The sequence below is a fragment of the Phreatobacter cathodiphilus genome, assembly GCF_003008515.1.
Lineage (GTDB): Bacteria > Pseudomonadota > Alphaproteobacteria > Rhizobiales > Phreatobacteraceae > Phreatobacter > Phreatobacter cathodiphilus.
In genome coordinates, this window is record NZ_CP027668.1 from 2,093,596 (window position 1) to 2,117,410 (window position 23,815).

At 69.7% G+C, this 23,815-nt stretch carries 26 protein-coding genes; 11 read left to right on the forward strand and 15 right to left on the reverse strand.

Translation table 11 applies throughout. The features are described 5' to 3' along the window. Positions 1–124: 124 nt before the first annotated feature. The 5 genes from C6569_RS22375 (at position 125) to C6569_RS10285 (ending at position 3,375) form a co-directional block, all read left to right on the forward strand. Entirely contained in the window at positions 125–718 is a 594-nt protein-coding gene (locus C6569_RS22375; RefSeq protein ID WP_106748754.1) for a hypothetical protein, read from the forward strand. 74 nt (positions 719–792) lie between these two features. Beyond that, positions 793–2,100, forward strand: coding sequence for an adenylosuccinate lyase (purB, locus tag C6569_RS10270; protein WP_106748755.1), 1,308 nt, complete (start codon positions 793–795; stop codon positions 2,098–2,100). Positions 2,101–2,152: 52 nt separating this feature from the next. Beyond that, a complete protein-coding gene (locus tag C6569_RS10275; RefSeq protein ID WP_106748756.1) occupies positions 2,153–2,410 on the forward strand; it encodes a type II toxin-antitoxin system Phd/YefM family antitoxin in 258 nt (85 codons plus the stop codon). After that, positions 2,407–2,817 carry a type II toxin-antitoxin system VapC family toxin gene (locus C6569_RS10280; protein WP_106748757.1) on the forward strand — a complete coding sequence of 137 codons (411 nt, stop codon included), beginning with the start codon at positions 2,407–2,409 and terminating at the stop codon, positions 2,815–2,817. Before C6569_RS10275 ends, C6569_RS10280 begins: the two co-directional genes overlap by 4 nt. Positions 2,818–2,820: 3 nt before the next feature. After that, positions 2,821–3,375 carry an RBBP9/YdeN family alpha/beta hydrolase gene (locus C6569_RS10285; protein WP_106748758.1) on the forward strand — a complete coding sequence of 185 codons (555 nt, stop codon included), beginning with the start codon at positions 2,821–2,823 and terminating at the stop codon, positions 3,373–3,375. Between the two features lie 3 nt (positions 3,376–3,378). Here the strand turns inward: C6569_RS10285 and C6569_RS10290 are convergent, their stop codons facing one another. After that, the gene (locus tag C6569_RS10290) at positions 3,379–3,582 is read right to left on the reverse strand and encodes a hypothetical protein (RefSeq protein WP_106748759.1); all 204 of its coding nucleotides are present in this window, start codon (positions 3,580–3,582) and stop codon (positions 3,379–3,381) included. 102 nt (positions 3,583–3,684) lie between these two features. After that, the gene (locus C6569_RS10295) at positions 3,685–4,464 is read right to left on the reverse strand and encodes an HpcH/HpaI aldolase family protein (RefSeq protein ID WP_106748760.1); all 780 of its coding nucleotides are present in this window, start codon (positions 4,462–4,464) and stop codon (positions 3,685–3,687) included. A gap of 176 nt (positions 4,465–4,640) precedes the next feature. On the opposite strand from C6569_RS10295, the gene murI reads away from it, so the two are divergent. Both murI and rpsD read left to right on the forward strand, forming a co-directional pair. Then, a complete protein-coding gene (gene murI / locus C6569_RS10300; protein ID WP_106748761.1) occupies positions 4,641–5,513 on the forward strand; it encodes a glutamate racemase in 873 nt (290 codons plus the stop codon). A 167-nt stretch (positions 5,514–5,680) separates the two neighbouring features. Continuing rightward, positions 5,681–6,298, forward strand: coding sequence for a 30S ribosomal protein S4 (gene rpsD, locus C6569_RS10305; protein ID WP_106748762.1), 618 nt, complete (start codon positions 5,681–5,683; stop codon positions 6,296–6,298). 93 nt (positions 6,299–6,391) lie between these two features. Here rpsD and C6569_RS10310 read toward each other — a convergent pair whose 3' ends face one another. From C6569_RS10310 to purL, 5 genes are all read right to left on the reverse strand, one after another. After that, positions 6,392–7,006: a glutathione S-transferase gene (locus C6569_RS10310; protein WP_106748763.1), complete on the reverse strand. Its 615-nt coding sequence runs from the start codon at positions 7,004–7,006 to the stop codon at positions 6,392–6,394. Between the two features lie 101 nt (positions 7,007–7,107). Continuing rightward, a complete protein-coding gene (locus tag C6569_RS10315) occupies positions 7,108–8,355 on the reverse strand; it encodes a D-Ala-D-Ala carboxypeptidase family metallohydrolase (protein WP_106748764.1) in 1,248 nt (415 codons plus the stop codon). A 203-nt stretch (positions 8,356–8,558) separates the two neighbouring features. After that, a complete protein-coding gene (gene grxD, locus C6569_RS10320) occupies positions 8,559–8,897 on the reverse strand; it encodes a Grx4 family monothiol glutaredoxin (RefSeq protein WP_106748765.1) in 339 nt (112 codons plus the stop codon). A 38-nt stretch (positions 8,898–8,935) separates the two neighbouring features. Further along, a complete protein-coding gene (locus C6569_RS10325; RefSeq protein ID WP_106748766.1) occupies positions 8,936–9,169 on the reverse strand; it encodes a BolA family protein in 234 nt (77 codons plus the stop codon). A gap of 17 nt (positions 9,170–9,186) precedes the next feature. After that, entirely contained in the window at positions 9,187–11,397 is a 2,211-nt protein-coding gene (gene purL, locus C6569_RS10330) for a phosphoribosylformylglycinamidine synthase subunit PurL (RefSeq protein WP_181313990.1), read from the reverse strand. A 173-nt stretch (positions 11,398–11,570) separates the two neighbouring features. On the opposite strand from purL, the gene C6569_RS22380 reads away from it, so the two are divergent. Further along, positions 11,571–12,788 carry a TadE/TadG family type IV pilus assembly protein gene (locus tag C6569_RS22380; protein ID WP_106748767.1) on the forward strand — a complete coding sequence of 406 codons (1,218 nt, stop codon included), beginning with the start codon at positions 11,571–11,573 and terminating at the stop codon, positions 12,786–12,788. 389 nt (positions 12,789–13,177) lie between these two features. Here the strand turns inward: C6569_RS22380 and purQ are convergent, their stop codons facing one another. The 5 genes from purQ to purC all read right to left on the reverse strand — a co-directional run bounded on the left by purQ (position 13,178) and on the right by purC (position 16,324). Beyond that, on the reverse strand, positions 13,178–13,876 hold the full coding sequence (purQ, locus tag C6569_RS10340; RefSeq protein ID WP_106748768.1) for a phosphoribosylformylglycinamidine synthase subunit PurQ: 699 nt from the start codon (positions 13,874–13,876) through the stop codon (positions 13,178–13,180). Between the two features lie 14 nt (positions 13,877–13,890). After that, entirely contained in the window at positions 13,891–14,130 is a 240-nt protein-coding gene (purS, locus tag C6569_RS10345; RefSeq protein ID WP_106748769.1) for a phosphoribosylformylglycinamidine synthase subunit PurS, read from the reverse strand. A gap of 98 nt (positions 14,131–14,228) precedes the next feature. Further along, the gene (locus C6569_RS10350; RefSeq protein ID WP_106748770.1) at positions 14,229–14,771 is read right to left on the reverse strand and encodes a hypothetical protein; all 543 of its coding nucleotides are present in this window, start codon (positions 14,769–14,771) and stop codon (positions 14,229–14,231) included. Between the two features lie 82 nt (positions 14,772–14,853). Continuing rightward, the gene (locus C6569_RS10355; protein WP_106748771.1) at positions 14,854–15,525 is read right to left on the reverse strand and encodes a hypothetical protein; all 672 of its coding nucleotides are present in this window, start codon (positions 15,523–15,525) and stop codon (positions 14,854–14,856) included. A gap of 10 nt (positions 15,526–15,535) precedes the next feature. After that, positions 15,536–16,324, reverse strand: a complete 789-nt coding sequence (gene purC, locus C6569_RS10360; protein WP_106748772.1) for a phosphoribosylaminoimidazolesuccinocarboxamide synthase — start codon at positions 16,322–16,324, stop codon at positions 15,536–15,538. A gap of 330 nt (positions 16,325–16,654) precedes the next feature. Between purC and C6569_RS10365 the strand changes: the two genes are divergently transcribed. Next, a complete protein-coding gene (locus tag C6569_RS10365) occupies positions 16,655–16,975 on the forward strand; it encodes a DUF1476 domain-containing protein (protein WP_106748773.1) in 321 nt (106 codons plus the stop codon). Between the two features lie 69 nt (positions 16,976–17,044). Here C6569_RS10365 and C6569_RS10370 read toward each other — a convergent pair whose 3' ends face one another. Then, positions 17,045–18,547 (reverse strand): flavin-containing monooxygenase, encoded by a 1,503-nt coding sequence (locus C6569_RS10370; protein ID WP_425440714.1) that lies wholly within the window; start codon positions 18,545–18,547, stop codon positions 17,045–17,047. A 206-nt stretch (positions 18,548–18,753) separates the two neighbouring features. Here C6569_RS10370 and C6569_RS10375 point away from each other — a divergent pair, with 206 nt between their 5' ends. Further along, complete coding sequence (locus tag C6569_RS10375) at positions 18,754–19,680, forward strand: DMT family transporter (protein ID WP_106748775.1); 927 nt, start codon at positions 18,754–18,756, stop codon at positions 19,678–19,680. 7 nt (positions 19,681–19,687) lie between these two features. Here C6569_RS10375 and C6569_RS10380 read toward each other — a convergent pair whose 3' ends face one another. Together C6569_RS10380 and C6569_RS10385 are read right to left on the reverse strand one after the other, a co-directional pair. After that, the gene (locus C6569_RS10380; protein ID WP_106748776.1) at positions 19,688–21,007 is read right to left on the reverse strand and encodes a TadE/TadG family type IV pilus assembly protein; all 1,320 of its coding nucleotides are present in this window, start codon (positions 21,005–21,007) and stop codon (positions 19,688–19,690) included. Between the two features lie 137 nt (positions 21,008–21,144). After that, positions 21,145–22,344 carry a TrmH family RNA methyltransferase gene (locus C6569_RS10385; RefSeq protein WP_106748777.1) on the reverse strand — a complete coding sequence of 400 codons (1,200 nt, stop codon included), beginning with the start codon at positions 22,342–22,344 and terminating at the stop codon, positions 21,145–21,147. A gap of 129 nt (positions 22,345–22,473) precedes the next feature. On the opposite strand from C6569_RS10385, the gene C6569_RS10390 reads away from it, so the two are divergent. Beyond that, entirely contained in the window at positions 22,474–23,754 is a 1,281-nt protein-coding gene (locus tag C6569_RS10390) for an MFS transporter (protein WP_106748778.1), read from the forward strand. Positions 23,755–23,815 lie beyond the last annotated feature (61 nt).

The following is a 23,815-nucleotide window of genomic DNA, read 5'->3' on the forward strand; positions in this document are numbered from 1 at the left end:
TCGCAAAGCCTGGGCCGGCCACCACGGCCGGCCTTCCTCACGAAGGATCGCCCCGCCCTCTCCGGTGGGGATAAGCGTGGCCCGATTCAGTCCCCGTCAACCTCGTCCGGGCTAGTCTCGCGCCATGGCGACTCGCAGCGCAGCCCTCGACAGAGACGCGGCAGAACCGGCCCGCAAGACCCCGGCCCGGCCCCGGCGCAAGCCGGCGGGAAAGGCGTCGCGCGCGCCGTCCGCACGCCTTGCAAGGCCCGGCGTCTGGGCGCGCGCGCTGCGCGCCGGGCTCGTCGTCACCGCGGCCGCCTTCCTCGCCGCGGCGGTGGTGACGCTGATGGCCGGACACGCCCCCTCCTGGCGCAGCCTGTCGGTGGTCTGCCTGCAATCCCTGCCGCTGCTGCCGGGCATGGCGCTGCTCTGGTGGCTGCTGGAGCGCCTGCGCGCCCGCTTCACCGCCCCGCCGCTCGCCTTGTGGATCGGCCTCGCCTTCGCCGGCACCCTCGCCGTCATGCTCCTGGCGCCGGGCCTCGTCTTCGCCGTCCACTCCCGCTCCCTCGCCTTTGCCGAGGACCACGACGGCGAGATGTCCTTCCTCCACCACCTGATGGGAGCCGCCGGCGCGCTCTACCTCTACGCCACCACGGCCTTCCGCCTCTGGTGGCCCTGGGGCGCCGCCCTGCCGGCGCTGGCGGCCCTGCTGTTCTGGCGCCAGAACCGGCGCTGAGCGCACCACCGATTGCCGCTCCAGCGCAACCCTGCTAAGCCGCGCGCATTCGAGACATCGCCGAGGCCCGTCCCATGATCCCGCGCTACTCCCGCGCCGAAATGACCGCCATCTGGGACCCGCAGACCAAGTTCCGCATCTGGTTCGAGATCGAGGCCCACGCCTGCGACGCCCTCGCCGATCTCGGCGTCATTCCGAAGGAATCCGCCGCCAACATCTGGGCCAAGGCGAAGGACGTGACCTTTGACGTCGCGCGCATCGACGCCATCGAGCGCGAGGTGAAGCACGACGTCATCGCCTTCCTGACCCACCTCGCCGAATTCATCGGCCCCGACTCCCGCTTCGTCCACCAGGGCATGACCTCGTCCGACGTGCTCGACACCTGCTTCAACGTCCAGTTGGTGCGGGCATCGGACCTGCTCATCGCCGACGTGAAGGCGCTCCTCGCCGCCCTCAAGCGCCGCGCCTTCGAGCACAGGATGACGCCGACCATCGGCCGCTCGCACGGTATCCACGCCGAGCCGACCACCTTCGGCGTCAAGCTCGCCCAGGCCTATGCCGAGTTCGACCGCTGCCTCGCCCGCCTCGAGGCCGCCCGCGAGGAGGTGCGCACCTGCGCCATTTCCGGCGCCGTCGGCACGTTCGCGCAGATCGACCCGCGGGTGGAGGAACATGTCGCCAGGGCCATGGGCCTCAAGGTCGAGCCGGTCTCGACGCAGGTCATCCCGCGCGACCGCCACGCCATGTTCTTCGCCACCCTCGGCGTGGTCGCCTCCTGCATCGAGCGCCTCGCCACCGAGATCCGCCACCTCCAGCGCACCGAGGTGCTGGAGGCCGAGGAGTTCTTCTCCGAGGGGCAGAAGGGCTCCTCGGCCATGCCCCACAAGCGCAATCCCGTGCTGACCGAGAATCTCACGGGCCTCGCCCGCCTCGTCCGCGGCATGGCGCTGCCGGCCATGGAGAACGTCGCGCTCTGGCACGAGCGCGACATCTCGCATTCCTCGGTCGAGCGCATGATCGGCCCCGACGCCACGGTGACCCTCGACTTCGCGTTGGTGCGCCTCACCGGCGTCGTCGACAAGCTGCTGGTCTATCCCGCCAACATGCAGAAGAACCTCGACCGCCTGGGCGGTCTCGTCCACTCGCAGCGGGTTCTGCTCGCCCTCACCCAGAAGGGCGTCAGCCGCGAGGATTCCTACCGGCTGGTCCAGCGCAACGCCATGCCGGTCTGGCGCGGCGAGGGCGAGTTCCTGACACTCCTGAAGGCCGACCCGGAAGTGCGCGCGGCGCTCTCCGAGGCCGAACTCGAGGAAAAGTTCGACCTCGGGTACCACCTGAAGCACGTCGACACCATCTTCCGCCGCGTTTTTGGCGAAGCGTGACGGGTCGGGGGCAGCGTGATACTATCCAGCCTGACTGGATAGGATAACGGACGTGACCACCGTCGGCATCTTCGAGGCCAAGCAGAAGCTGTCTGAACTTATCGACCGCGTGGAGCGTGGCGAGGAGGTTCGCATCACGCGCAACGGCAAGCATGTCGTCAGGCTGGTGCCCGACCGCGACGACGCGGCCAATCCGGGGATCGAAGCTCTCGAACGCATCCGCGCTCGCCTTTCAAAGCCCGGAGTGCTCAAGGGCGGCGAGGTGACTGTCGACGAGATCCTGTCCTGGCGTGACGACGGCCGGCGATGACGTCGGTCGTCCTCGACGCCTCCTGCATGCTCGCGGCCTTCCTGCCCGATGAAATGGTCGGCGGAGCGGCCGACCTCGTCGTCCGTGCCCTGGCGAACGGAGCCGTGGTGCCGGGCATCTGGCGCCTCGAAGTCGTCAATGGCGCGCTTCAGGCCCATCGCCGCGGCCGGTTCGACGGCGACATTCTCGCCGCCCTCCTCGCGGATTTTGCCAAGGTCGCGGTCACCGTCGACCAGGAGGGGGCGTCCTCGCCATGGGGTCCCGTGGCGGATCTGGCACGCAGGCACCATCTGTCCGCCTGCGACGCCAGCTATCTCGAACTGGCCCGTCGCCGTGGCCTCCCCCTCGCCACCCTCGATACGAGACTGCGCCGGGCCGCCGGCCACGAATCCGTGGAAGTTTTCTGACCCATGCGCACCGCCGACGCCGACATCCTCATCGTTCCCGGCTACACGAACTCCGCCGAGGACCACTGGCAGTCCCGCTGGGAGGCCAAGCTTCCGACGGCACGACGCGTCCATCTCGGCGACTGGCACAAGCCCGACAAGGCGCGTTGGGTCGACAATCTCGCCACCGCCGTCGCCTCCTGCTCGCGGCCCGTCATCCTCGTCGGCCATTCGCTGGGGGTTGTCACCATCGCCCATGCCGCGCCGCTCTTCCCCAAGGGGCTGGTCGCGGGCGGCTTCCTGGTGGGACTGCCGGACATCGAGGAGCACCCGGACATCCCGGAGGTCGAGCGGCATTTCGCGCCGATCCCCCGCGATCCCCTGCCCTTCCCCTCGGTGCTGGTGGCGAGCCGCACCGACCCGCATTGCGCCTATGAGCGCGCCGAGGACTTCGGCTACGCCTGGGGCGCGGCGGTGGCCGATGCGGGAGACGCGGGCCACATCAACGCCGCCTCCGGCCACGGTCCCTGGCCGGAGGGGCTGATGCGCTTCGCGGGTTTTCTGAAGGCGCTGGGCTGAGTCTCAGACCGGCTTCGACGCCTGGCTGATGGCGCGGGCGACGAGCCAGGCGACGGGCGCGGCGAGGACGACGCCGAGCGCCGCCGCCACGGGGATCATCACCATGCCCCGGTCATAGAGCGAGGGCGTCGCCACCACCACGATCATGGCGCTGCCTGCGAACACGGTCGCCGCCAGCATGAACATCAGAATGAAGAGATTGCGCATGGAGAGGCTCCACCCAGAGGTCCGGGGGACATCCTCTCCTCGCGCATCGGGATGCGCCGCGCATTGAGGCCGGTCAATCGCCGGCCTCCGCGCAGCCCGGCGTCAGCCGCGCACGACGTTCAGCGCGTTCTGCGCCCCGCCGCGCACCATCAGGCTGTCGTTGATCAGCGTGATGAAGCCCCAGCCGTCGGCGGCGAGTTCCTTGGCCCGCGCCGGGCTCGGCGCGTAGCAGCCGGTGAGCTTTCCGGCCTTCTTCGCAGCCGTCATGATCTTGGCGAAGGCGTCCTTGACCACCTGATTGTTCGGGTCGAGCTTCTCGCCCTTCAAAAGGGTGATGGAGAGGTCGGACGGGCCGGCAAAGACGCCGTCGATGCCCGGCACGGCGAGGATGTCGTCCACTGCCGCGAGGGCCGCCGTCGTCTCGATCATGGCGAGGCTGACCGTCATCTCGTTGGCCTGGCGCAGATAGTCCTGCGGGTTCATGCCGGTGAGCTGCTGGAACCGGTTGCCGCCCCAGGAACGGTCGCCGAGCGGCGGATACTTCACCGCCGAGGCGAACCGCTTGGCGTCCGCCACCGAGTTGATCATCGGCGCGATGATGATCTCCGCGCCCGTGTCGAGGAGGCGCGCGCCGTCGCCGAAGGCTTCCAGCGCGATGCGCACGCCGGCCGGCTTGCCGGCATGGTTCACCGCCGAGATGCCGCGCATCGCCGAGAGGAGGTCGACGGAGGAGTGCTGCATGTCGAAGGTGACGGCGTCGAAGCCCTCGCGGGCGACGTGATCGGCCAGCAGCGGCTCCGGCATGCTCATCCAGGCGGTGAACAGGCTCTCGCCCGCGCGCAGGCGCCGCGCGAGTTCGAACGGCTTCGGTGTCTGGTGCATGCGGGTCCTCCCAGGGTTTTGTCGATTGAATGGACGCGATGGCGGGAGGCGTCAACGCCGCCGCGGCGCGGATCAGCGTTGCCGGCGGCCGGGATGGCCGAACGCTTGCTAAACCTTAACGCTTTGCCGCCAGAATTCCGCCGGTTCTCACAGGCAGTGCTGCGTGAAGGTGCGTGATGCGTATCGCCTTCGATCCCCTGGCCGGCATGAAACTCAGCCCTTCCCGCGGCGCCGACCTCGCCGGTCGCCCGCCGACCATCCTGGTCTTCGATTCCGGCCTCGGCGGCCTCACCGTCCACCGCGAGCTGGTGCGCGCCCGGCCCGACGCCCGCTTCGTCTATTGCGCCGACGATGCCGCCTTTCCCTATGGGGGCCTCGACGAGGACCACCTCGTCGCCCGCGTCGTCGCCGTCATGGACCGGCTGATCTCCGCCCACGCGCCGGACTGCGTGGTGATCGCCTGCAACACCGCCTCCACCCTCGTCCTGCCGCATCTGCGCGCCCGCTTTCCCCTGCCCTTCGTCGGCACCGTGCCGGCCATCAAGCCCGCCTGCGAGCGTTCGGCGAGCCGCATGGTCTCCATCCTCGCCACCCCCGGCACTGTCGCCCGCGACTATACGAAGGCGCTGGTGGCCACCTATGGCGGCGGCTGCGAGGTGACCCTGGTCGGCGCCCCCCGCCTCGCCGGCCTCGCCGAGGCGACCATGCGCGGCGAGACGGCGGACCCCGCCGCCGTCGCCGCCGAGATCGCCCCCTGTTTCGTCGATCGCGCCGGCCGGCGGACCGATGCGGTGGCGCTCGCCTGCACCCACTACCCACTGCTGGTCGACACCTTCCGGGCCCTCGCCCCCTGGCCGGTGGACTGGATCGATCCGGCCCCCGCCATCGCCCGCCGCCTGACCCAGATCCTCGGCCCGGCAGGTCCTGCCGCCGAGCCGAAGCCGGCCACTGCCATTCTCACCGGCGGCGCGGCTCTGGCGAGCCTCTCGGCGATGTTCCGGGGCTTCGGCCTCGCCGAAACCCGCGTCGAACCGTTGCCCCTTCATTGACATCGCGAGGCGTCGCGGCTAAGGACGCCGCTTCCTGACGGGTCGCTTCACGGCGATGCGGCGGGATTGCGCACCCGCGGCAGGCTCTTGCGGCCTGCCTGTCGTATCCCGCGAGGGGTAAGAGGAGGGCGCGTCTCCTATCGAAGCAAACGAATAAGGGACACGCGATGTCGAAGCGTCACGCTGCCAAGTACAAGATCGATCGCCGCATGGGCGAGAATATCTGGGGCCGCCCGAAGAGCCCCGTCAACCGCCGCGAATACGGCCCGGGCCAGCACGGCCAGCGCCGCAAGAGCAAGGTCTCCGACTTCGGCACCCAGCTGAAGGCGAAGCAGAAGCTCAAGGGCTATTACGGCAACATTTCCGAGAAGCAGTTCCGCGCCACCTACACCGAGGCCGTGCGCGTGAAGGGTGACACCGGCGAGAACCTGATCGGCCTGCTCGAGCGCCGCCTCGACGCGGTGGTCTACCGCGCCAAGTTCGTGCCCACCGTCTTCGCCGCCCGCCAGTTCGTCAACCACGGCCACATCAAGGTCAACGGTCGCCGCGTCAACATCCCCTCCTACAAGGTGAAGGTCGGTGACGTGGTCGAGGTGAAGGACACCTCGCGCCAGATGATCCTGTTCATGGAGGCCGTCCAGTCGGGCGAGCGCGACGTGCCGGACTATCTCGACGTCGACCACGGCAAGGGCACCGCCAAGCTGTCCCGCGTGCCGACCCTCTCCGAGGTTCCCTACGCCACGCAGATGGAACCCTCGCTGGTCGTCGAGTTCTACTCGCGCTGATTTTTCCCTGCCCCGGCAGAGACGGAAAGGCCGCCCATCGGGCGGCCTTTTGCGTATGGGGGCACGACTTTCGCCGCCCGATTTCAATGCCCCTCACGGGCTCTCGCGGTCGATGGGCCAGTTCCGGAACACCTCCGTCGCCTCGCAGCGCGCCGCGTGAGCGGCGAGCGCCGGGAAGGCGTCCGCCGGCACGGCGTCGGGAATGGTGAAGCGGATGAAGCCCCAGGCCACCGCCGCGCCGATGGCGCCGTGGGTCCAGGCGGCGGGCAGCGACTTCCAGCGCTCGCCGGCCACCATGTCGAGGGCGGCCAGCGCCTCCTGCAGCTGATCCCCGACCCGCTCGAGCCAGGGCGCATGGCGGATCGCCTCCGGCCGCTTGCGCTCGTACTCGATGGCGATGGCCTTCTCGCAGGTGACGACGGCGAGGCCCGTCGCCCGGAGGTCGGCGAGCCGCGCGGCCGGATCGGCGGGCCGCAGGCTCTTCCCCGCCACATCCTCCATATGCTGGATGATGAGCTGGGATTCCATCAGCACCGTGCCGTCGTCCGCCACCATGGACGGCGCCTTGATCAGCGGGTTGATGGCGCGGAACCGGTCCATGTGGCGAAAGACCGAGACCGACTGGTGCTCGAAATCGACGCCGAGCACGGTGCCGGCGATGGCGGCGCGGCGCACATAGGGACTGTCCAGCATTCCGACGAGCAGCATCCGGTCCTCCTGATCCGTGGGATAGGCGGAAAGCTGCCCGGGAAGCGCGTCGCCGGCAAATTCAGGCTTCTGATGAACCGATCAGGCGCGGGAATGAATGCTCACCAGGAGCGGCGCGGCCCGTTGTCGATGTGGAACAGGCCGTTGCGGTAGCGCTTGACGCCGCCGAGATCGTGACGCGCCCTGAGGAAGGCGAGGATCGCCTCGGGGCTGCCGGAGACGCGGAAATCGGCGGCACGGCAGTCGCGGTGATAGGAGCCGCGCCAGGCGTCGGTGCGCACGAAGGCGCGGTTGCCGCGGTGGGTCGAGCGCACCAGCACCGGCCCGAAGCGCAGGGCGACGTCGTTGAGGGCGCGGCGCACCGGCGCCGGCAGGCAGGTCAGCGGCACGCCGGGATCAGGCATGACGCGCTCGCCGGCGATGCCGAGGTTGCGGTCCTCGCCGCGGGCGCCGGGTACGTAGCGCGGCCAGTCGCGGGCGCCGCCGTCGGGCGGCAGCGCCGCCAGCACCGGACCGCGGGCGGGCGTCGGCGTCACGATGACGGCCTGCTGCGAGCCCGGCAGGCTGCCGGCCGGCCCGGAGGGCACCACCATGGTGGTTGCCGTGCCCTGGCTGTTGAGGGTGACGGGGGTCGAAGAGGCCGCCGCCAACGTCGGGGCGGAGACGGCCGCCGGTCCCGTGGAGACGGGCACGACCGTGGTGGCGCCGGGACGGACCATCGGCACGGGCGCATGGAAGGCGACGGCGCGGGCCGGCAGGGCCGCCTCCCCCTGGGGCCGGCCGGGCTGTTCCGGCGCTGCGGCGGCGATCGCCTCGATGCCCGTCTGCGGCTGGGGCTGGGGGCGCTGGTAGGCGCTGGGAATGATGACGCGGCCACGATCCTCCTCCTGCGGCCACTCGTCCATGGACGGGCGCAGCAGCGGCGGGCCGACGGGCGCGGCTTCAGCGATCTGAGGCGCCGCGGCCTGGGGGACCTGACCTTGCGCGGCGACGACGGGTGCCAGCGAGGCGGCGACGGCGGCGGGCGCGCTCGCCTGGGTGATGACGGCGCGCGGCGCGCCGTCGGGGCGCGGCTGGGGCAGCGGCGCGGTCATGGCGGTGGCGGGGGGCGTTGCCGGAACGGCGCCGGCGATGGGGCCGCCGCGGGGCGCTGCGACGCGTGGGGCCGGCGCGATGAAGGTGGGAGAGAGGAGGTTCAGCGGCTGCCCGCCGCCGACGCTGGTGGTGCCGGACTGGAAGCCCATCGACTGCTGGCCGAGGGCCGCGGAGGAGGAGACGACCAGAAGGCCGAATGTGGCGACCAGGGCGCGCCGACCGGGGGCACGCGAGAAGGGAGCGGCGGTAGGCATGCGGCGCGACGCATTCCGTGGCTTGCGGCCCCCTTGGGGGGGTCATGGGCTGGCCCGAAGGCCTGGGCAGCGCGGCCATGCCGCGCAACGGAAGGGAGCACTCACGTCGCCCCCGCTGTCTTATCCCTCTTACAGTCGATCGTGGCAACTTCCGGGCAGAAAGAGAAAGGGCAGCCGCCGGGCTGCCCTCCTTAGGATGGATGTCAGCCCGTCGTCTCGCGGACGGTGATGCCGTTGGTCTTCATCAGCTCGGCGAGCTCACCGGACTGGAACATCTCGCGGGTGATGTCACAGCCGCCGATGAACTCGCCCTTGACGTAGAGCTGGGGGATGGTCGGCCAGTTGGAATAGTCCTTGATGCCCTGGCGGATGTCGTCGGCGTCCAGCACGTTGATGCCTTTGAAGGGCACGCCGAGATAGTCCAGGATCTGGACGACCTGGCCGGAGAAGCCGCACATCGGGAACTGCGCCGTGCCCTTCATGAAGAGCACCACGTCGTTGTTCTTCACCTCGGCATCGATCTTGTCGTGAGCTGTGGTCATGGTTCTCTCGCTCGCGGCGTCAAGGGCCGCTCAAGACGTCAGGTGGGCGCGCCGGTGGTGAGCGCCAGCGCATGGAGGGTGCCGCCCATCTTGCCCTTGAGGGCGGCATAGACCAGTTGGTGTTGTTGCACGCGGGATTTGCCGCGGAAAGCCTCGGACACGACGGTGGCGGCATAATGGTCGCCGTCCCCCGCCAGATCCTTGATCTCGACCTTCGCGTCGGGAAGCGCGTCCTTGATCATCCGCTCGATATCGGCAGCGGCCATCGGCATGGGATGAACTCTCCGGTTCAGGCCGCCCGGGCCATGTAGGCGGGAAGCCACGACTCGAAGGCGGCCTTCAAGTCGGTCACCAATATGGGTTCCTCGTCCGGCAGGGTCAACGCGGCTCCGCCCGCGACGCCGAGCCGCGTCAGTTCGACACCGGCACCCGCCGCGCGCGTCGCCAGCGTCTCGATCTGGTCGGCGCCGACGGTGAGGACATAGCGCCCCTGGTCCTCGCCGAACCAGAAGGCATGGGCCGGCAGGTCGTGCGACAGCGTCTCGACGGTGATGCCCATGCCGGAGCTGATCGCCATCTCGGCGAGCGCGACCGCCAGGCCGCCGTCCGAGACGTCGTGGCAGGCGCCGACCAGGCCCTCGCCGATCAGGGCGCGGACGAATTCGCCGTGGCGGCGCTCGGCGGTGAGGTCGACCGGCGGCGGGGCGCCCTCCTCCCGGCCGCAGATCTCGCGCAGATAGACCGACTGGCCGAGCCAGCCCCGCGTCGCGCCGACGAGGAAGACCTGCTCGCCCTCGCGCTTCGGCGCGATGCCGACGCTCGCCTGGAAGTCGTCGAGCACGCCCACGCCGCCGATGGTCGGCGTCGGCAGGATCGCCCGGCCGTGCGTCTCGTTGTAGAGCGAGACGTTGCCGGAAACGACGGGGAAGTCGAGCGCCCGGCAGGCCTCGCCGATGCCATGGATGCAGCCGACGAGCTGGCCCATGATCTCCGGACGCTCGGGATTGCCGAAATTGAGGTTGTCGGTGATGGCGAGCGGCCGCGCGCCGACGGCCGAGATGTTGCGATAGACCTCGGCCACCGCCTGCTTGCCGCCCTCGACGGGATCGGCCTCGCAATAGCGGGGCGTCACGTCGCAGGTCATGGCGAGGCCCTTCGGCCCGTGCTCGACGCGGATGACGGCGGCGTCCCCGCCCGGCCGCTGCACCGTGTTGCCGAGGATGATGGAGTCGTACTGCTCGTAAACCCAGCGCTTGGAGCCGAGTTCGGGCGTCGCCACCAGCTTCAGCAGCGCCTCGCGGTTCGACAGCGGCGCCGCGACGCTCTCGGCCTCGATCACCGGCTTCGGCGCCGTCGGCACGTGCGGGCGGTCATAGAGCGGCGCCTCGTCGCCGAGTTCCTTGATCGGCAGGTCGGCCATCACCACGCCGTGGTGCTTGACCACGAAGCGCAGCGTGTCCGTGGTGTGGCCGATCACCGCGAAATCGAGGCCCCACTTGCGGAAGATGGCCTTAGCCTCTTCTTCCTTCTCCGGCTTCAGCACCATGAGCATGCGCTCCTGGCTCTCCGACAGCATCATCTCGTAGGCGGTCATGCCGGGTTCGCGGGTCGGCACGTTTTCGAGGTGCAGCTCGACGCCGAGGTCGCCCTTGGCGCCCATTTCCACCGCCGAGCAGGTCAGGCCCGCCGCGCCCATGTCCTGGATGGCGATGACGCAGTCCTTCTCCATGATCTCGAGGCAGGCCTCGAGCAGCAGCTTCTCGGCGAAGGGATCGCCCACCTGCACGGTCGGCCGCTTTTCCTCGGCGCCCTCGCCGAACTCGGCGGAGGCCATGGTGGCGCCGTGGATACCGTCGCGACCGGTCTTCGAGCCGAGATAGACGATGGGCATGCCGATGCCGGTCGCCTTGGCGTAGAAGATGCCGTCGGTGCGGGCGAGGCCCACCGCCATGGCGTTGACGAGGCAGTTGCCATCGTAGCGGGTGTGGAAGCCGACGAGGCCGCCCACCGTCGGCACGCCGAAGGAATTGCCGTAGCCGCCGACGCCGGCCACCACGCCCGCCACGAGGTGGCGGGTCTTCGGATGCTCGGGATCGCCGAAGCGCAGGGCGTTGAGCGCGGCGATGGGGCGCGCGCCCATGGTGAAGACGTCGCGCAGGATGCCGCCGACCCCCGTCGCCGCGCCCTGGTAGGGCTCGATGTAGCTCGGGTGGTTGTGGCTCTCCATCTTGAACACCGCCGCCAGCCCGTCGCCGATGTCGATGACACCGGCGTTCTCGCCCGGCCCCTGGATCACCCAGGGCGCCTTGGTCGGCAGCGTCTTCAGGTGCAGGCGGCTCGACTTGTAGGAGCAGTGCTCGTTCCACATGGCCGAGAAGATGCCGAGCTCGGTGAAGCTCGGCTCGCGCGAGATGAGTTTCAGGATGCGCTGGTACTCGTCCGGCTTGAGGCCGTGGCTGGCCACCAGTTCGGGAGTGATCTTCGGTTCGTTGGGGATCATGCCGTGTCCGTCCCGGGGGCCCGTCTCGCAAGCGATGCACTTAACCGGCAAGCCCCCGTTTCGCAACGGCGAAGCGGCCTGTGCCGCGCTGAACAGTCCATCGCCGGCACGGGACTTGATCCGTGTCGCCCGAAGGACGCCGCCGGACGGGGCGCTGTCCGGGAGCGACACAGATGCAGGCGAAACTGTCCCGATTCAGGTCCGACATCCGCGCCAACGTGGCGCTGCTCTTCAGCCTCGCCGCCCTGCCGGTGTTCGGCGTCGTGGGCGCCGCGGTCGACTACACCCGCGTCTCGCGCATACAGGTGCAGATCCAGGCGGCACTCGATTCCGCCTCGCTGGCAGTCGCCAAGGATTCGCGGACGCTCTCCGCCTCCGGCCTCCAGGAGGCCGCCAACCGGGCCTTCGCCGGCAATTTCACGCCGCCCGCCGACCTCACCCTCGGCACGCTCGGCGTGACCCGCGACGGCAACACCATCCGCCTCGCCGTCTCCGGCTCGCTGCAGACCACCATCGCCGCCACCCTCGGCGTCTCCTCCATGCCGGTCAGCGTCATCTCGCAGACCTCGTGGAACGAACCGAAGATCGAGATCGCCCTCGTCCTCGACAACACCGGCTCCATGGCCTGGAGCGGCAAGATGGCCGCCCTGAAGGCGGCCGCGCTCGACCTCATCTCGGAACTCGAAGCGACCCGCGTCTCCGCAGATCAGGTGAAGATCGCCGTCGTGCCCTTCGCCACGCAGGTCAACATCGGCACCGCCTATCGCAACGAGACCTGGATGCGCTTCGACGGCACCGGCATCGATTCCACCCTCGTCACCACCAAGTCGGCCTGGACCGGCTGCCTGACCGACCGCGACCAGCCGGCCGACACCACCGACGCCGCGCCGACCTCCAGCGCCACGCGCTATCGCGGCGTCAAATGCGCCACGTCGAGCCTCGCCGCCGTCCAGCCGCTCGCCACCAACTTCACTGCCGCCCGCGCCGCCATCAACGCCATGCAGCCGACCGGCAACACCAACATCACCATCGGCGTGCAGATGGGCCTGGCGGTGCTCTCCTCCGCCCTGCCCTTCCAGCAGACCGGCACCTCCTCCGACGTGCTGCGCTACATGATCCTGCTCACCGACGGCGACAACACCCAGAGCCGTTACGCCTCCGGGTCAGGCGCCGCGGGGCAGATCGACCCGCGCACCCAGATGGCCTGCACCGTGGTCAAGGCCGCCGGCATCACGCTGTTCACCGTGCGCGTCATCGAGGGCAACCAGACGCTGCTGCGCGCCTGCGCCACCGACCCCTCCATGTATTTCAACGTGACGAGTTCGGGCGGCATCGGCGACGCCTTCAAGGCCATCACCAGCATGATCAAGCGCATGCGCCTGTCGGCGTAGGTCGGAACGCTGAGGCCCTTCCGGTCTCCCCTTGCGGGAGAAGGTTCAGGCGACGCGCGCTCTTCATTGTCATGAGCGCTTGACGATGGAGCACGACACCTGTCGGCGGACAGGCGCCCTGCATGACCGAAGTGCGTCCTTCGAGGCTCGCTGCCGGACGATGCTGGCGCATCGCCGGGACCTCGCACCTCAGGATGAGGAAGGTTGGAAGCTGCACGGCGGGTGAATGAAGCGAAACGGCCGGCGCGGATCAGACGCTGGTGCCGGTCGCCACGCGCCTCATCCTGAGGTGCGAGCCCCGGCGATGCCTCGGCATCGCCCGGGGGCGAGCCCCGAAGGACGCACTTGCCCGATGCAGGGCCGCGCGCTCAGGCGACGGCGACGTGCCCTCACGCCGTCTGGAGCGCCTCCGCGAGGCTCTCGAACAGGCCGCGGCCGTCGGTGGAGCCGATGGCGGGGTCCACGTGGTTCTCCGGGTGCGGCATCATGCCGAGCACCCGCCGGTTCTCCGAGACGATGCCGGCAATGGCATTGGTCGCGCCGTTGACGTTGGCCTGCGGCACCACGGCGCCGCTCGCGTCGCAATAGCGGAACACCACGCGGCCCTCGTCCTCGATGCGCTTCAGCGTCTCGGCGTCGGCGATGAAATTGCCCTCGCCGTGCGCCACCGGCACCTCGATGACCGCCCCCGCATTGTAGCGGCGGGTGAAGGGCGTGTCGGAGCGCTCGACCTTCAGATGGACGTTGCGGGCGATGAACTTGAGCTGCGAATTGCGCATCAGCACGCCCGGCAGCAGGCCCGCCTCGCAGAGGATCTGGAAGCCGTTGCAGACGCCGAGAACCAGGCCGCCGCGGGCGGCGTGGGCCCTCACCGCGTCCATGATCGTGGCGCGCGCCGCGATGGCGCCGCAGCGCAGGTAGTCGCCGTAGGAGAAGCCGCCCGGCAGCACCACGAGGTCGGTGCCGGCCGGCAGCGCGCTGTCGCCGTGCCAGACGAGGGCCGGCTTCACGCCCGAGGTCAGTTCCAGGGCGTAGGCGATGTCGCGCTCGCGGTTGGAGCCGGGAAAGACGATGACGGCGGCCTTCATGGGCGTGTCCCCGCTCAGACGAGTTCGATGCGGTAGTTCTCGACCACCGTGTTGGCCAGCAGCTTCTCGCAGGCCGCCTTGATGGCCGCTTCGGCGGCGGCCTTGTCCATGTCGGCGATCTCGAGGTCGAAGACCTTGCCCTGGCGGACCGAACCGATGCCGTCGACGCCGAGGCTCTTCAGCGCCCCCTCGATCGCCTTGCCCTGCGGGTCGAGAACGCCGGTCTTCAGCGTGACGGTGACGCGGGCCTTCATCGGGCGCTCCTTCGAGGCATGGGCGGGAATGGCGTCCGTCTAGACCGCCCCGCCGCCGCAATCAATGGAGGATTGCCGCCCGCCGCCACGAAATGCCCTCAGAGGCTGCGGCCGGCGGGCGCCGGCGTCGGGGTGAGGCCCCCCTGCAGCAGCACGACCGGAATGAAGGTGGTGAGGTTGGCGCGGGCTGCGGCCTCGCTCGGCGCCGTCGAGACGATGGAGAAGGCGCGACCGCCCTGCAGGACGAGGCTCGTCGCCAGATACTGGTTGGCGCCGGCGGACGCCACCAGCAGCTTCACCGCGGTGAGCGTCTTCGCTCCGGCCTGGTCCGCCTCCGCTACGTCGATCGTCTCGACGCGGCTCAGCCGTCCGTTGCTCGTCTCGACCATGCGGCGGTTCGTCTCCTCCTGGCGGCGGCGGAACTCCGCCACCGGCGGCATCCGGGTCACCGATTGCGACCGGTAGCTAACCGTGGACTGGGCGGCGCAGGTGGCGGCGCGGCAGCGGAAATAGACGGTTCCGGTGTCGGCCACCTGCCGATCCCACCCCTCGATCGATACGGCCGCCCCCTGGGCGGACGCCGGAGCGGGCGGAACCGGAGAGAGGATCAGGGCCAGGGCCAGGGCGAACAGGCGGATCATCGGGAGAGTCCTCGCGGATGAGACGGATGCGCCTGACTAGCCGGGCTCCATTTCCGCTTGGCGGCGCCCGCGCGGGCTCGCCTCACAGATTGGCGTCGGCGACGGTCCTGGCGGTCGCCTCGGCCTGGGCCGCGGTTTCGCCGATCACCACGACCACCTTCACCGTGTCGCCCTGCCGGCGCCCGAGCACGGCGGCATGGGCGGTGCGGGCGGGGCCGGTCTCGCGCCGCATCTCCAGCCGGAAGCCGGTGAAGGCGCGATGCTGGAACGGCCGGCTGCGGCTCGCCACCCGATGCGGAATGCGCCGGGCGGCGACGGCGGCGGGAACGTTGCGCTGGGCGGCGGTCACCAGGGCGATGCGGCGGCGGTTGCCCTCCGCGAGCCGCGTCACGAGAGGGCCGGGCTGGCGCAGGGTCCTGGCGAGGGTGCGGGCTTCCGGGCCCCTCGCCTCCACGACGGCGATCGCCACCCGCTCGGGGCAGGCCGGCGTTGGGCAGGCTCCGACGGAGACCGGCGTGACCGTGTCGCGGGTGATCCAGGCGCCCGCCGGCACGAAGATCCAAGGGTTTTCCGCGTCGCGCGCTGCGATGTCCGGCCGCGTCGCCACGCCCTCCACCGCCACCGGCACATAGGCGCAGGAGGCGAGGACGACGGTGGCGAAGACGGCGAGGAAGCCGGCGCGGAGCAGCTGGAACGTATCGCCGGCGGCCTCCGCCGGCGCGTCTGGGATCGGCCTGCGCGTGGACGAGCGCATGGCGCAGAAGTCACTGCACCAGGACGGGACCGGTCGCGCGCTCGTTCTCGCCCATCACGCCGAGGCGGCGGGCCACCTCCGTATAGGCCTCGATCAGGCCGCCGAGATCCTTGCGGAAGCGGTCCTTGTCCATCTTGTCATTCGACTTGATGTCCCAGAGCCGGCAGGAATCGGGGGAGATCTCGTCGGCCACGACGATGCGCATCACGTCGTTCTCCCACAGCCGGCCGCATTCCATCTTGAAGTCGATGAGGCGGATGCCGGCACCGAGGAAGAGGCCGGAGAGGAAGTCGTTGACGCGGATGGCGAGCGCGATGATGTCGTCGATCTCCTGCGGCGTCGCCCAGCCGAAGGCGGTGATGTGCTCCTCCGACACCAGCGGATCGTTCAGCGCATCGTTCTTATAGTAGAACTCGATGATCGAGCGCGGCAGTTGCGTACCCTCGTCGATGCCGAGGCGCGTCGACAGCGAGCCGGCGGCGACGTTGCGCACCACCACCTCGAGCGGGATGATCTCGACCTCGCGGATGAGCTGCTCGCGCATGTTCATCCGGCGGATGAAATGGGTCGGCACGCCGATGTCGTTCAGCTTCGAGAAGATGTACTCGGAGATCCGGTTGTTGAGCACGCCCTTGCCGTCGATCACCTCATGCTTCTTGGCATTGAAGGCGGTCGCGTCGTCCTTGAAGTGCTGGATGAGGGTTCCCGGCTCGGGGCCTTCATAGAGAACCTTGGCCTTGCCTTCATAGATGCGGCGACGGCGGCTCATGGGGATATACCGTGTCTTGAGGAAGTCCATCTCTCACCAGGTTTCCGGTCTGCCGGTCTCCGGCGACGGAACATTGGGCGTTTGCGCGCACCCGCCAGAATCGGGCGCGCCGACGCCTTTGCCCGCAGGGTCTTCCTATCCGATCGTTCGCCGATGCACAATGAACTCGGTCGAAACTGGCCGAGACTGCGGTGTGGCGGGCCGGAAAGCCCCTGCATGAAAACGCGTGGTGCGACGCCTTTGCTCTCGCCAAGGTGGGGATGGCGCGCCTATATGCAAGCCCGACGGGGCGATACCCCTTCCCGGCGGGTCTTGCGATCCGCCAATGCACTCACGGACCCAAGGCCGAGGACCAAGCGGATGAGCACCTTCGACAAGCGTCAGGAAGGTTTCGAGAAGAAATTCGCCCATGACGAGGAACTGCGCTTCAAGGCGACGGCCCGTCGCAACAAGCTCCTCGGGCTCTGGGTCGCCGAGAAGATCGGCAAGACCGGCGCCGAGGCCGAGGCCTATGCCAAGTCCGTGGTCATGTCCGACTTCGAGGAGGCCGGCGACGACGACGTGTTCCGCAAGGTGAAGGCCGACCTCGACGCCGCCAATGCCGGTCAGTCGGACCACCAGATCCGCCGCACCATGGACGAGCTCATGGCCACCGCCATCGCGCAGGTCCAGGCGGGCTGACGCCCCCTCGCCTTCGTGCCTTTTCAAGGGCCGCCGGGCATCGTCCGGCGGCCTTTGTCGTCTCCCCCCTCACCCGTACCTCAACGCCGCATCATCCAGGTCGAGCGACGGAAACACGTCCTTGTCGCGCCAGTAGTCCTGGCTGTGGCGCCAGGCCTCGCCCGGCCCCGTCTTCGGCAGGCGGTCGAGGTCACGCAGGAGGTAGCCGGGGTTGAAGTCCTCAGGGTCGGTCCATGGGCCGGCATCGAGCCCCTTCGCCTCCTCAGGCAGCACCGGCTCCACCGCCCGCGCGCCCTTCGCCGCCATGTGCGGCAGGAGGCGGCAGACGACGTCGGCGACGAGATCGGTGCGCAGCGTCCAGCTCGCCCGGAAATAGCCGAAGACCCAGGCAAGGTTCGGCACGCCGGTGAACATCATGCCGCGCCAGGTGATGGTCTCGGCGAAGTCGATGGGCACGCCGTCGCGGCTGAACGGGATGTCGCCCATGACGCTGAGGGTGAAGCCGGTGGCGGTGACGACGACGTCGGCGGCGATCTCCTCGCCCGAGGCGAGCCTGATGCCGCCGGCCGTGAACCGCTCGATCTCCCCGGTCACCACCGAGGCCTCGCCGCGGCGGATGGCGTGGAACAGGTCGGCATCCGGCACGAAGGCGATGCGCTGCCGCCACGGCCGGTAGCGCGGCGTGAAATGGGTGTCGACGTCGTAGTCCGGACCGAGAACCGCCTTCACGGCGCCGATCAGCTCCGCCTTCACCCGCTCCGGGTTCTCGTAGGTCTGTCGGGTGAAGGCATCCTGGTCGAACAGGATCTTGCGGCGGACGATCTCGTGGATCCACGTCTCGTCGACCTGGAGTTGGCGCAGCGTCTCGGCGAGCTCGATGGCGTTGCGCCCGGTGCGGAAGAAGGTCGGGGACCGCTGCAGCATGGTGACGTGGGCCGCGCGGCCGGCCAGTGCCGGCACCAGCGTCGCGGCGGTCGCGCCCGAGCCGATCACCACCACCCGCTTATCCCTGGTGTCGAGGTCCTCCGGCCAGGTCTGCGGGTGGACCACCGGACCTGCGAACTCCGCCAGGCCCGGCCAGTCCGGCGTATAGCCCTGCTCGTGGCGGTAATAGCCCTGGCACATCCACAGGAAGCGGGCCCTGACGACGAATACCTCGCCGGTCTTCTCCCGCCTGACCGTCACCGTCCAGCGCGCCTCGGCGCCGGACCAGTCGGCGGACAGGACCTTGTGACCGTAGCGGATATGGGCGTCGAGGCCGTTCTCCGCGATGATGTCGCCCAGATAGGTCTTGATCTCCGCCGCCGTGGCGATAGGCGGCCCGGTCCAGGGCTTGAAGCTGTAGCCGAAGGTATGCAGGTCGCTGTCCGACCGGATGCCGGGGAAGCGGTGCGTGCGCCAGGTGCCGCCGAACCCGCCCTGCGCCTCCAGCACGAGGAAGCGCGTGCCGGGCAGCCGTTTCGTCAGGTGCCAGGCGGCCCCGATGCCGGACATGCCGGCGCCGACCACCAGCACGTCCAGGTCCTCCGCCGGAGCGGAAGCGGGGATCGATTGGTCGTCGCCGGCCTGCATGTCCATGGCTTGCCGCTCCGCGAGCGGGCGGCCCGCCGCCCGGACGCACGAGCCTATGCCGCCGGCGAGGGCGGTCAACATCCCCCGTCCGGCGGTGGGCCGCACGACCCGGCGCGCCGCTGCCCTGCGCCCGCGCCGCTTGTCGGGCGGCTCGCGAGCGGGCATCTCAGCCTGCCGCGCCACGGCGCATCCGCGACGAAGCTCCCATGGCTCACGCTGACCAGGCGGCCGCCCCGCCCGTTTCCTCACCCCCCGCCGGGGGGCGCGGCGCCCTGTTCGGCTTCGCCTGTGGCGCCGGCGCGGCGTTGATCTGGGGCGTCCAGGCGGTGGTGTCGCGGCAGTCGGCCGCCGACGGCCTCGGCCCGGTCGACGTCACCATCCTGCGCTTCCTCACCGCCGCCCTGGTGCTGATGCCCTTCGCGCTGCGGCGGCTGAAACCCTTTCCCGTGGGACGGCTCGGCTGGCGGCGCTCGCTCGCCCTCACCCTCCTCGGCGGCGCCCCCTTCGCCACGGTGCTGGTCGGCGGCTCCACCTTCGCCCCCGCCCTGCACACGGCGGTGATCGGCCCGGGATTGATCCCGGTCTTCACCGCCATCCTCTCCTATGCCTGGCTGAAGGAGCGCACGCCCCCCGCCCGCATCCTCGGCCTCGCCCTCATCGTGGCCGGCATCGGGCTCTTCTCGTGGCGGGCCGTTCTGGAGATCGGCCAGGGCGAGGCCTGGCGCGGCGACCTCCTCTTCGTCACCGCGGCGGCCATGTGGTCGGTCTTCGCCATCCTCGCCAAGCGCTGGGGCGCCGATGCCTTCGACCTGACCATCACGCTCTCGATCCTGTCGCTGACGCTCCTGCCGGTCCTCGCCCTGCTGGCGCCGGTCAAGATCGCCGCCGTGGGCATCGCTCCGCTGGCGCTGCAGGCGCTCTACCAGGGCCTTTTGGTCGGTGTCGGCTCGGTGTTCCTCTATGCCACCGCCAACCAGGTGCTCGGAGCTGCCCGCGCCACCCTGTTCCTGCCCATCGTCCCGGCCATCACCGCCATCGCCAGCGCCCTGCTCATCGGCGAATGGCCCTCCCTCACCGAAGTGCTCGGCATGGTCGTGGTCATGACCGGCATGACGGTGGCGATCCGCGCCTGACCCCCGGTCACTGCGTCAGACGGGCGGTGGACACGGCCTTCTGGAACAGCGCGGTCATCGCCTCGGAGATGCCCTGGGTGGGGCTCACCTCGAAATAGAGGCCCGGCGAGGCGCAGCTCTGCATGCGCGTGCCGATGGTCGACTGGAAGGGCGAGATCCACTTGTTGTACCAGGAGTTGGTCGGCAGCGGCAGGTAGGTGGTGTAGAGCACGGCGATGCGGATGCCCCGCGCCTTGATCGTCTCGCACATGGCTGGGTTCAGCGGCTCCTGGCAGCGCCCGCCGGACGCCGTCGGCTGCGTGCATGTCGAGGGATAGTTGGCATCCGTCACCCCGTCCGCCACCAGCATCAGCACCTTCTGCGGCGCCGCGGCCGAGGTTCCGTCCCCGGGCGTCGCGATGACCTTGTTGATGGCTGACAGGTTGGCCGTGTTGTCGGTGCACTGGTCGTTGTTGTAGTTCTGGTAGGGGATCGTCATCAGGTCGATGGAATTGGCCTTGCCCTTGGCCGAGGACAGGCTCGTCGTCAGCGCGGCGATCTCGGTCATGCCGGTGACGGTGCAGGACTCTCCGTAGGTGTAGATGGCGGCGCGAAACTGGCCGTTGGACGTCTGGGTCTGCTGGGCCGTGTCCATCAGCTGCTGGGTGGCCTGGCGCACCACGTCGATGCGCATGGTGACGTTCAGCTTCTTGGCCAGCTTGTAGTAGTTGTTCGAGGGGTTCGACAGGTCGTGGCAGGCGAAGCCGCACTGGTCGGAGGTGTTCGCCACCATGGTGGCGACGTCGGCGGGCGTGGCGCCGATGCCCATGGACGGTGAATTGTCGAGCAGCAGGTAGAAGTCGATATAGGTCGGCAGGGTGGACGAGGCTTTGGCCGAGCCGCCGATCTGCATGGTGTTGAAGCCGAAGAGGCCCATGAAGGCGTTCTCGACGGTCGCCGTATAGGTGACCGTGGCGGTGCGGACGAGGCCGTTGTCGGTCACCGCGATGTCGACCTTGTTCAGCGTCACCCGCGGCATCGGCGTGTTGTTGCCGTTGAAGCTCGCCGTGGCATTGGCCTTGGCCACCGTCGCCGTCGGCATGGTGGCCGACACCTTCACCCCGACCAGTGCGGCGATGTCGGCCACCGAGTCGAGCTTGGCCTTGGCGCGCGAGGCGTAGGTATAGTCTACCGCCGAGCCCACCACGCCGAGCAGGGGCGGCAGCGACAGGGCGAAGAGAATGGCCACGCCGCCCCCACAGGCGCGGCGAAACCGCGACACGAGCCGCCCCAGGGCGCGATGGGGGCGCCGTCCGCCGGCCGGCGTGACGCTGTCTCGATGCGGCATGGGCCAAACTCCGTCTCTCGACGGTAAACTGCCACCTTCCCCCCTGACGTTCCGTAAACAGGATGGTCGAAAACGGGTTGCGCGGGCCGCGGGAGGGGGGCAGACGCGCTCTGTCGGCGATCAGGATGAATAGACCGCTAACCGCCGTCCCGACGCTCCGCCAGCAGCATCTCGAGCCGGTCCAGCGCCGCCGCCGGATCCGCCTCCACGACCCGCGCCTCCATGACGATCACGCGGTAACCGCGCTCGGCGAGCCAGGCCCGCTTCTCCGCCCGCCGCTCGGCGGCGTCGTCCCCCTGCGTGTGCGGTTCGAAGTCGATGACGACGCGCAGGTCGAACGAGACGAGGTCGGCCACGTGCGGGCCGATCGGCACCGCCCGTTTGAAGCCGCGGCCGGCGAAGCGCCGGTCCTTCACCAGCACCTCCCACAGCGCCTTTTCCGCCTCCGTCGGATTGCGGCGGATGAGGCGGGAAATGCCGCGGATCGGCGCGGTGCCGCCGGTGAGCCCCTTGGTCGAATCGGCGAGGAAGTTGCGCAGTGCCTCCGCGCCGTCCGGCGTCAGGGTGGCGCCGCGCGCCGGGCCCTTGGCCCCGTCGCCAAGTGCCGTGACGACCCCGTGCAGCGTCGCCACGTCCTGCTGGGTCGGCTGCATGCGCTGGAAGATGTTGCGCAGGTTGATGACCATGCCCTCGCGCTTCTCCGGCGGGCGGAAGAACTCGACCCGGTCCAGCGCCTTCTCCAGCGAGGCGAAGAAGGCGAGCATCTGGGCCTTGGTGGCGGGCTCGGAGCGCTCCTCGCCACGATGCGGCAGCACGGCGCCGTGAGCCTGCGAGAACCACTCGTAGCCGAGCACCAGCACGGCCTGGGCGAGGTTCAACGAGGAGAAGGCGGGGTTGACCGGATAGGTCAGGATGGCGTTGGCGAGCGCCACCTCGCCGGCGAGCAACCCGTTCCGCTCGCGCCCGAAGACGACGCCGACCGCCTCCCCCGCGCCGGTCCGCTCCACGAGGCCGGCCACCGCCTCGCGGGGCCCGAGCACCGGCTTCACCTGATCGTGCCCGCGCGCCGTGGCGGCGAAGGTATAGGTCAGGTCGGCGATCGCCTCCTCGAGCGAGCCGAACAGTTCCGCCTCGTCGAGGATCCGGTTCGCCCCCGAGGCCGCCGGATAGGCCCGCGCATTGGGCCAGCCGTCGCGCGGCGCCACGAGGCGCAGCCGCGACAGGCCGAAGTTCGCCATGGCCCGCGCCGTCGTGCCGATGTTCTCGGCCATCTGCGGCTCGACCAGGACGACGACGGGGCTGCCTTCGGGCGGCGCGGCGGGCGGGGAGGAGGTCATCGCGTCTTCGGCTGCGGTGCGGGAGCGGCGCCTATACCGGCAAATGACGTCCGAGGGAATTGGCCGCGCGGCCGCGGCGGGCCATGATGGCGCGGCGCCGCGGCAAGACGGCGCGGGAGGAACGAGAGCATGCGCCTGCCCCTCTATTACGGCTGGGTCATCGTCGCGGTGACCTTCGTCACCATGGGCATCGGGGTCAACGCCCGCACCTCCTTCTCCCTGCTCTATGCGCCGATCATCGACGAGTTCGGCTGGGACCGCGGGCTCACCGCCGGCGCCTTCTCCTTCGGCTTCCTCGTCTCGGCCGTGCTCTCGCCGCTCATGGGCAAGCTGATGGACCGCACCGGACCGCGCACCGTCATGGAGCTCGGCGTCGTGCTGATGGGCGCCGGCCTGCTGCTCGCCCCCCTCACCTCGCAGCCCTGGCACCTCTATCTCACCATCGGCGTCCTCGTCGGGTCCGGCTCCGTCTGCCTTGGCTATTCCGGCCAGTCGCTGTTCCTGCCCAACTGGTTCGTCCGCAACCGGGGCCTCGCCATCGGCATCGCCTTCGCGGGCGTCGGCATCGGCTCGGTGACGCTGCTGCCCTGGGTGCAGGCCATGATCGACGGCTCCGGCTGGCGGCGGGCGAGCCTGGCGATGGGCCTGCTCATCCTCGTCGTCCTCGCCCCCCTCAACCTGCTGCTGCGCAAGCGCCCCCAGGACATGGGCCTCGAGCCCGACGGCGACGCGACGCCGCTGCCCGACGCCGCCCCGCCCCGCTCCAACGTCGTCGACGCGGCCTGGGCCGCCACCGACTGGACGCTCGGCCGCGCCCTCGCCACGGCGCGCTTCTGGTGGCTCTCGCTCGGCTATTTCGGCGGGCTCTACGTCTGGTACGCGGTGCAGGTGCACCAGACCAAGTATCTGGTCGAGATCGGCTTCGGCTCGACGGCGGCCGCCTGGGCCCTCGGCTTCGTCAGCCTCCTCGGCATTCCCGGCGGCATCGCGCTCGGCGCCCTCTCCGACCGCATCGGTCGCGAATGGATCTGGTCCATGGCGGTGGGCGGCTTCGCCCTCTGCTTCCTCGCTCTCATCGCCATGGAGAAGAGCCCCGCCCTCTGGCTCGTCTACGCGATGGTCGCGGTCCAGGGTTTCCTCGGCTACGGCCTCACCTCGGTGATGGGCGCCGTGGTGGCCGAGATCTTCCAGGGCCGTCACTTCGGCACGATCTTCGGAACGGTGATGTTCGTCGCCCTCTCCGGCGGCGCCGCCGGGCCCTATGTCACCGGCCTCATCCACGACCTCACCGGCAGCTACCGCCTCGCCTTCATGATCGGCATCGCGGTGAGCCTCGTCTCCGCCGCCGCCATCTGGATGGCGGGACCTGGCCGGGTCCGCGCGGTGGCGGGGCGGATCAGGACGGCATGAGGCGAAGCGCGCGGAGGTTGCGACCGCGGTATTTTCGACTTGTCTTCGGCCGTGGTTGCCC

What these genes read in the sequence shown, in the direction of transcription:
- C6569_RS22375 (WP_106748754.1), top strand. Translation starts at nt 125, where the DNA reads ATGGCGACTCGCAGCGCAGCCCTCGACAGAGACGCGGCAGAACCGGCC.
- purB (WP_106748755.1), top strand. Translation starts at nt 793, where the DNA reads ATGATCCCGCGCTACTCCCGCGCCGAAATGACCGCCATCTGGGACCCG.
- C6569_RS10280 (WP_106748757.1), top strand. Translation starts at nt 2,407, where the DNA reads ATGACGTCGGTCGTCCTCGACGCCTCCTGCATGCTCGCGGCCTTCCTG.
- C6569_RS10285 (WP_106748758.1), top strand. Translation starts at nt 2,821, where the DNA reads ATGCGCACCGCCGACGCCGACATCCTCATCGTTCCCGGCTACACGAAC.
- C6569_RS10290 (WP_106748759.1), bottom strand. Translation starts at nt 3,582, where the DNA reads ATGCGCAATCTCTTCATTCTGATGTTCATGCTGGCGGCGACCGTGTTC.
- C6569_RS10295 (WP_106748760.1), bottom strand. Translation starts at nt 4,464, where the DNA reads ATGCACCAGACACCGAAGCCGTTCGAACTCGCGCGGCGCCTGCGCGCG.
- murI (WP_106748761.1), top strand. Translation starts at nt 4,641, where the DNA reads ATGCGTATCGCCTTCGATCCCCTGGCCGGCATGAAACTCAGCCCTTCC.
- rpsD (WP_106748762.1), top strand. Translation starts at nt 5,681, where the DNA reads ATGTCGAAGCGTCACGCTGCCAAGTACAAGATCGATCGCCGCATGGGC.
- C6569_RS10310 (WP_106748763.1), bottom strand. Translation starts at nt 7,006, where the DNA reads ATGCTGCTCGTCGGAATGCTGGACAGTCCCTATGTGCGCCGCGCCGCC.
- C6569_RS10315 (WP_106748764.1), bottom strand. Translation starts at nt 8,355, where the DNA reads ATGCCTACCGCCGCTCCCTTCTCGCGTGCCCCCGGTCGGCGCGCCCTG.
- grxD (WP_106748765.1), bottom strand. Translation starts at nt 8,897, where the DNA reads ATGACCACAGCTCACGACAAGATCGATGCCGAGGTGAAGAACAACGAC.
- C6569_RS10325 (WP_106748766.1), bottom strand. Translation starts at nt 9,169, where the DNA reads ATGCCGATGGCCGCTGCCGATATCGAGCGGATGATCAAGGACGCGCTT.
- purL (WP_181313990.1), bottom strand. Translation starts at nt 11,397, where the DNA reads ATGATCCCCAACGAACCGAAGATCACTCCCGAACTGGTGGCCAGCCAC.
- C6569_RS22380 (WP_106748767.1), top strand. Translation starts at nt 11,571, where the DNA reads ATGCAGGCGAAACTGTCCCGATTCAGGTCCGACATCCGCGCCAACGTG.
- purQ (WP_106748768.1), bottom strand. Translation starts at nt 13,876, where the DNA reads ATGAAGGCCGCCGTCATCGTCTTTCCCGGCTCCAACCGCGAGCGCGAC.
- purS (WP_106748769.1), bottom strand. Translation starts at nt 14,130, where the DNA reads ATGAAGGCCCGCGTCACCGTCACGCTGAAGACCGGCGTTCTCGACCCG.
- C6569_RS10350 (WP_106748770.1), bottom strand. Translation starts at nt 14,771, where the DNA reads ATGATCCGCCTGTTCGCCCTGGCCCTGGCCCTGATCCTCTCTCCGGTT.
- C6569_RS10355 (WP_106748771.1), bottom strand. Translation starts at nt 15,525, where the DNA reads ATGCGCTCGTCCACGCGCAGGCCGATCCCAGACGCGCCGGCGGAGGCC.
- purC (WP_106748772.1), bottom strand. Translation starts at nt 16,324, where the DNA reads ATGGACTTCCTCAAGACACGGTATATCCCCATGAGCCGCCGTCGCCGC.
- C6569_RS10365 (WP_106748773.1), top strand. Translation starts at nt 16,655, where the DNA reads ATGAGCACCTTCGACAAGCGTCAGGAAGGTTTCGAGAAGAAATTCGCC.
- C6569_RS10370 (WP_425440714.1), bottom strand. Translation starts at nt 18,547, where the DNA reads ATGCAGGCCGGCGACGACCAATCGATCCCCGCTTCCGCTCCGGCGGAG.
- C6569_RS10375 (WP_106748775.1), top strand. Translation starts at nt 18,754, where the DNA reads ATGGCTCACGCTGACCAGGCGGCCGCCCCGCCCGTTTCCTCACCCCCC.
- C6569_RS10380 (WP_106748776.1), bottom strand. Translation starts at nt 21,007, where the DNA reads ATGCCGCATCGAGACAGCGTCACGCCGGCCGGCGGACGGCGCCCCCAT.
- C6569_RS10385 (WP_106748777.1), bottom strand. Translation starts at nt 22,344, where the DNA reads ATGACCTCCTCCCCGCCCGCCGCGCCGCCCGAAGGCAGCCCCGTCGTC.
- C6569_RS10390 (WP_106748778.1), top strand. Translation starts at nt 22,474, where the DNA reads ATGCGCCTGCCCCTCTATTACGGCTGGGTCATCGTCGCGGTGACCTTC.